The organism is Pedobacter sp. 01N416 (genome assembly GCF_056399685.1).
In genome coordinates this window covers 1-5,558 of record NZ_JBFTRT010000325.1, presented here as the reverse complement: position 1 = coordinate 5,558, position 5,558 = coordinate 1, and the positions used below count along the sequence as shown (strand labels likewise).

Below are 5,558 nucleotides of genomic sequence, written 5' to 3'. Positions count from 1 at the left end.
GTTTAAAGATGATTTCAAAAAATGAAGAGCCATTTACCAATATTGCTTATGCCTGCGGATATTTTGATCAATCACATTTTATAAGAGACTTCAAATCCTTTACCGGACTCACTCCTTCGAGTTACCTGGATAACCTTACTCCGGTAAACCAGCTGCTTTTTCCATAAATTTTATTTTGTTCGGATTTGTACAATCCGTTGATTTTTAAGGGCTATATCTTTGATGTATAATCAATTAAAATAAGGATATAGCTTATGAATTCTTTTGAAACATTTAAACATCTGCACAAAAATACCACCCCACTTTTAATTGGGAATGTATGGGATGTGAAAAGTGCAGAAATCTTTCAAACCAATGGTTTTAGGGCCATTGGCATTTCCAGTCAGGCCATTTCGAATGCCTTGGGTTACCCAGATGGAGAAAACCTGCCCTTTGATGAGTTGCTCCGTATAACAAAGCGCATTACCGACGTGGTTGATATTCCACTTACCGTTGATATGGAGGCTGGGTATAGCCGCGACCTGCAAGGCATTTTAGAAAATGTAGAARAACTACACGATTGTGGCGCAGTGGGGATTAACCTCGAAGATACTTTACCGGGCGAAAAGAGAAGTTTGGTGCCAGCAGCTTCGTTTGCCGAAACAGTGGCTACAATAGCAGGGCATATCAAGAGAAATAAACTGAATATCTTTCTGAATATCAGAACGGATGCTTTTCTACTGGGATTGCCAAACGCTTTAGCGGAAACTAAAAAACGCATCAAATTTTATCAGAAAGCTGGGGCAGATGGGATTTTTGTGCCTTGTGTTACCGATAGTAATGATATTGCAGCTATAGTTCAATCTACTGCACTTCCCATCAATGTAATGTGCATGCCCGATCTTCCAGGATTTAAAGCCTTGGAATCGCTAGGGGTTAAGCGTATTAGTATGGGTGGTTTTTTCTTCAACAGAATATATGATCATGCAGGTCAGCTCGCCAGAAAAATATTGGCTGAACAAGAATTTTCGGCCATTTTTTATTAAAACATGGTTAAACATTTAAAATTAAAGACATGAATTTACCAAAAAGAGCAGAAGATGCTCATTCAGCACTAGCTGCTGCATTTAACACAGGAGATATAGCTACCGTACTTAATATGTACGATTCATCTGGCATTATTGTTCCCGAACCTGGGAAACCTGTATCGGGCAAAGCACAATTTGAAGAAGCCATTAAAGCCATTCTTGCCATTAAGGGCACAATGGAAATTAAAACGGTGTACTGTATGCAAACGGGAAATCTCGCTATAGGAAGGTCGGAATGGAATATCACCGATGGCGAAGAAGTGAAAGTTAGCGCAAAAGGCATCGAACTAATGAAGCAAAGCGAAGATGGCACTTGGAAAATCGTTATTGACCATGCTTTTGGAGCAGAGTGAGATCTGATCGCTTAGGCTACAAATAATGCAAAGAATCGTCATTTCGAGCGGGGCTGCGCCACAGCCGAGATGACGATCCTCAGCGTTTATTCCTCTCCATTCGTCATCCTGAACTTGTTTCAGGATCTTTCCCACTTGTGTATTTTGTAACAATCGATAAAATTGGCTGTCTCAATTAATATTCCTAATTTATGATTATTTTAAAATCCGATTATTTTAGTTCGCACGAACGCCTTACCCTTTTTATCAACGAGAACCATATTAAACGTGAAGATATTTTAGCAATTACGCAGGCTCCAAGCTTCTTTACAATCTTTTTTTACGCTGATGATGCCGTTGTAGAAATCACACATGGATTGTTCTCCTAAGCAAAGAGTTAGTGCAAAATTCAAACAATGACTGTAACAGCATTGTTTGAATTTTGCAATGATTTATTTGATTTGTGTAATTGTTCTTAGCAAACCGCTGTATACCTTTGTTAAGGTAAAATTAATTTGAATTTTTATGATAGCAACAAAAGGATATGCGGCGCAAAACGCCGAGACAGATCTTGCACCCTGGAATTTTGAGCGCCGGGAAGTAGGACCTCATGATGTTCAGTTCGAGATACTTTTCTGTGGGGTTTGCCACTCAGATCTGCACCAGATAAAAAATGATTGGTTTCCTGGAATATTCCCTATGGTTCCTGGTCATGAAATTGTGGGCAGAGTAACAAAGGTTGGAGATCATGTTAAAAAATTTAAGGTTGGTGATCTTGCCGGTACTGGTTGTATGGTAGATTCGTGCCAGGTTTGCGAAAACTGTAAGCAAGATTTAGAGCAATATTGTTTGGAAGGAAGTACGCAAACATACAATAGTTTAGAAAGAGATGGTAAAACACCAACTTATGGTGGATATTCTGATACAATTGTAGTAAGAGAAGAATTTGTACTTCATGTGTCGGATAAATTAAATCTTGCTGCTGTAGCACCGCTTTTATGTGCAGGTATTACCACTTATTCTCCCCTGAAACACTGGAAAGTAGGAAAAGGCCATAAACTTGCTGTACTTGGTTTAGGTGGTTTAGGCCATATGGCTGTGAAATTTGGTGTAGCTTTTGGTGCCGAAGTAACGGTATTGAGTACTTCGCCAAAGAAAGAAGATGATGCCAAAAAACTTGGTGCCCACCACTTTGTGGTAACTACCGATCCTGAGCAGGTTAAAGCTGCCAGAGGTACGTTCGATTTTATTTTAGATACCGTATCTGCTGAGCACGATTTTAATATGTATCTTTCTTTATTGAGAACAAATGGTATACACATTTGCGTAGGTGTTCCACCTAAACCGGCAGAAATTGCTGCTTTCAGTTTGCTTGGTGGTAGAAAAAGTCTTGCCGGATCGGGTATTGGTGGTATTGCCGAAACTCAGGAAATGTTAGATTTCTGTGCCGAGAATAATATCGTATCGGATATCGAAATGATCGATATGAAAGATATCCACCATGCTTACGAACGTATGGAAAAAGGTGATGTACGTTACCGTTTTGTGATTGATATGGCTACGCTGTAGATCTAAATATCAGATAATTAACAATGAGGGGTTTGGGGCTGAAAAGGTTTCTAGACCCCTATTTGTTTATCAGACAAATTAATTCCCTAAGTCGTATAATTTTGCTTTACAAATTCTGATATGGAAATGTTATGATCAGATTCTACTTTGGAAATCTGTTTTTTGTTATCCAACAGCAGATTTTGGAGCGTACTTAGCGAATCTTTAAGGTAAGAGATGGATAACATGCGCGAAATCATGCTTCTGATCTTTTCGGCTATGAACAATTCGACCAGGATCAGCGTGATTAAAAAGATATAATGGGTAAAGATCAGGTTATTGGTATTCTTGCTTAAGGCAGGCAATCCTAATGAAACCAAGCTCATATCTATTATTAAAGGAATGCCGATAATGGCAATAACCGAGATTGCACTTGCTTTTAGCCTAATGCTTTTTTCTGCTTGTTTTATCTGTTCATTAAAAGCAGAAAATTTATTGTTCAGCGGTGTATTTCGATTGTTTTGTTGTTGTTCTAGCTTCTGAAGGTCTTTTCCATGCGCTATATCTATTATTCTAACCTGCTCTACGATGGATGATTCGGCATTGTTAAGCTTTTCCTGATCTTCTACGATAGATTCTTGCTCGGCTATAATTTTATCCATTACCATCAAATCGTCAGGGATACCATGACGAAGCTTTTGTTCTACGGCAATAATACGGTTGTCTAATTGTTTAAATTGTCTTTTAAGCTCTGCAATTTCTTTATTGTAATGCTCTTTTTTTGAAGCGTAGCTGTTTTCCAGACTTTGCAGTTCAGATGCGTACTCGAAATTGGCCAATAACTGTTCATTGCCGGCAAAACGCTGGTAAAGCCCGGTTAATGTGATAAAGAGCGCTCCTGTTGATTTTTCTGGGTTAGAAAGATCGTTTCGGTATGCTTCCAGATCTGTTTCGGATAATGAAGGTATGGGCATGGCAGATTAAAAGGTTAAAATTATAAAAAATATTCATCGTTGCAGGAATTATTCGCCATTGTTTTCTAGCTGAATGCTCCAATACGGATAACTAACCATTTTTTTTACAATCTAGTGTGTATGGCCTTTGGTTATTCAGGTTCATCATTGATTAAATATTATTTTTTTTTCACTCTTTAATAAATTATTCTATATTTGTAGCAAGCAAGGGGTGAGAGCCTTGCATCAATCTTTGATTGAGAGCGTTAATTTAGATAAGGTTACAACATTAATTGTTGTAACCTTTTTTTATATCCTATAAATAACTCAACAATTTTTCTACTTTTAGAGCATTGCAAAATATATAGGTTTCGCAGAAAGAACTCTTTAAATGTAATCGGGAAAGGAGCGGGTTGCTATAAAAAAGCATCATTCTCTATTTAATGTGTGTTAAAAATATATGCCAAGAAATTATAGAATTTATATCAACGATAACACTTTGTATATCTCAGATTTTTTGCCAGAGCAAAAAGAAAAAATTCAACAACTGGAATTTCAGGATTTTAATCTGCAAACATTCTACAAAAAACTTAAAAATGGTTCTAAAAAGAGCTATATTTTCTTGACAAAAAATCCTCAGGAGACCTTTAGAAAGTTAAAAAAAGATTGCACCATTATTAAAGCCGCCGGTGGTTTGGTAGAGAGCGCAAATGGCAATTTTCTGTTTATTTTTAGAAATAAAAAGTGGGATCTGCCCAAAGGAAAGCTAGAGGAAGGCGAAAAAATGAAGGAAACTGCTGTTCGTGAGGTAGAAGAGGAGTGCGGAATCAGGGTTTTTAAACGCGAAGAAAAACTTWGTAAAACCTAWCACGTTTATCCAATTGGTACAAAAATGGTAATCAAGAAAACCAATTGGTACAAAATGAAGGTTAAAGGCGAACCAAAATTGGTACCTCAAAAGGAAGAAGGCATTGATGAAGCGGTTTGGCTGGATAAAAATCACATTTCGCCAGTAGTTAAAAACACTTTTCCATCAATTATGGATGTGCTGAGGGCCGGAGGAATACTATAAGTGTTCTAGCCTAGAGATCGTCCTGCCGAACTTGTTTTATTAGCGGTTTATTATGTTTTTAATGGCCTAATAGCTACTACGTGGTCAGCATCTTTTGTTTAGCTGTGGTATCAGATATTTCTATCTGACACGGATCGAAACAATTATAGATAGGAATTTTAATATACTTTAAAGTCAGATGGTAACATCTGACCACACTGATTACTCATAATCCAACTCATCAACTACTTTTTTTACCTGCTTTAAATATTTGCCATAGTAATACCAAGCCCATAATTCGGTAATCAGACCTATAATCAGAATGGTAATAAAACAGTTTAATAAGATGTAAACCGATGAAAGATTAGCTAAAATTTTGTTGAAAATTGAAGCCTTTTCTATAAATAAATAAATTGCAATGAATGCGACGCCGATAAAAGCAACGATGTAGGTGAGGGCTTTATATAGTTCGATATTCAGTTTCATTTCGTAGAAAAACCAAAGGATGTTTTTGCGCGTATCTAAACTCATATCGTAAGAGTTTTTATAGAACAGATAAAACTTAAAAAAATAATAGGCGGTAAATCCGCAGGTGATGGCATAAAAT

Annotated in this window: 8 protein-coding genes; 6 read left to right on the top strand and 2 right to left on the bottom strand. The window is 37.1% G+C overall.

All coding sequences use genetic code 11. The features are described 5' to 3' along the window. The first annotated feature begins 8 nt into the window (after window positions 1–8). From AC1DND_RS17520 to AC1DND_RS17500, 5 genes are all read left to right on the top strand, one after another. On the top strand, window positions 9–167 hold the full coding sequence (locus AC1DND_RS17520; RefSeq protein WP_477583547.1) for an AraC family transcriptional regulator: 159 nt from the start codon (window positions 9–11) through the stop codon (window positions 165–167). Window positions 168–254: 87 nt separating this feature from the next. Further along, window positions 255–1,025, top strand: a complete 771-nt coding sequence (locus AC1DND_RS17515) for an isocitrate lyase/PEP mutase family protein (RefSeq protein ID WP_477583546.1) — start codon at window positions 255–257, stop codon at window positions 1,023–1,025. A gap of 29 nt (window positions 1,026–1,054) precedes the next feature. Further along, window positions 1,055–1,420, top strand: a complete 366-nt coding sequence (locus tag AC1DND_RS17510; RefSeq protein WP_477583544.1) for a YybH family protein — start codon at window positions 1,055–1,057, stop codon at window positions 1,418–1,420. Window positions 1,421–1,611: 191 nt separating this feature from the next. After that, window positions 1,612–1,788 carry a hypothetical protein gene (locus tag AC1DND_RS17505; protein ID WP_477583542.1) on the top strand — a complete coding sequence of 59 codons (177 nt, stop codon included), beginning with the start codon at window positions 1,612–1,614 and terminating at the stop codon, window positions 1,786–1,788. Between the two features lie 136 nt (window positions 1,789–1,924). After that, window positions 1,925–2,968, top strand: coding sequence for an NAD(P)-dependent alcohol dehydrogenase (locus AC1DND_RS17500; RefSeq protein ID WP_477583541.1), 1,044 nt, complete (start codon window positions 1,925–1,927; stop codon window positions 2,966–2,968). Between the two features lie 86 nt (window positions 2,969–3,054). On the opposite strand, the gene AC1DND_RS17495 is transcribed toward AC1DND_RS17500, so the two are convergent. After that, window positions 3,055–3,921 (bottom strand): hypothetical protein, encoded by an 867-nt coding sequence (locus AC1DND_RS17495; RefSeq protein ID WP_477583539.1) that lies wholly within the window; start codon window positions 3,919–3,921, stop codon window positions 3,055–3,057. Window positions 3,922–4,360: 439 nt separating this feature from the next. On the opposite strand from AC1DND_RS17495, the gene AC1DND_RS17490 reads away from it, so the two are divergent. Then, a complete protein-coding gene (locus AC1DND_RS17490; RefSeq protein ID WP_477583537.1) occupies window positions 4,361–4,972 on the top strand; it encodes an NUDIX hydrolase in 612 nt (203 codons plus the stop codon). A 201-nt stretch (window positions 4,973–5,173) separates the two neighbouring features. Here AC1DND_RS17490 and AC1DND_RS17485 read toward each other — a convergent pair. Then, on the bottom strand, window positions 5,174–5,558 hold a 385-nt coding region (locus AC1DND_RS17485), incomplete at its 5' end, for a hypothetical protein (protein WP_477583535.1).

What these genes read in the sequence shown, in the direction of transcription:
- AC1DND_RS17520 (WP_477583547.1), top strand. Translation starts at nt 9, where the DNA reads ATGATTTCAAAAAATGAAGAGCCATTTACCAATATTGCTTATGCCTGC.
- AC1DND_RS17510 (WP_477583544.1), top strand. Translation starts at nt 1,055, where the DNA reads ATGAATTTACCAAAAAGAGCAGAAGATGCTCATTCAGCACTAGCTGCT.
- AC1DND_RS17505 (WP_477583542.1), top strand. Translation starts at nt 1,612, where the DNA reads ATGATTATTTTAAAATCCGATTATTTTAGTTCGCACGAACGCCTTACC.
- AC1DND_RS17500 (WP_477583541.1), top strand. Translation starts at nt 1,925, where the DNA reads ATGATAGCAACAAAAGGATATGCGGCGCAAAACGCCGAGACAGATCTT.
- AC1DND_RS17495 (WP_477583539.1), bottom strand. Translation starts at nt 3,921, where the DNA reads ATGCCCATACCTTCATTATCCGAAACAGATCTGGAAGCATACCGAAAC.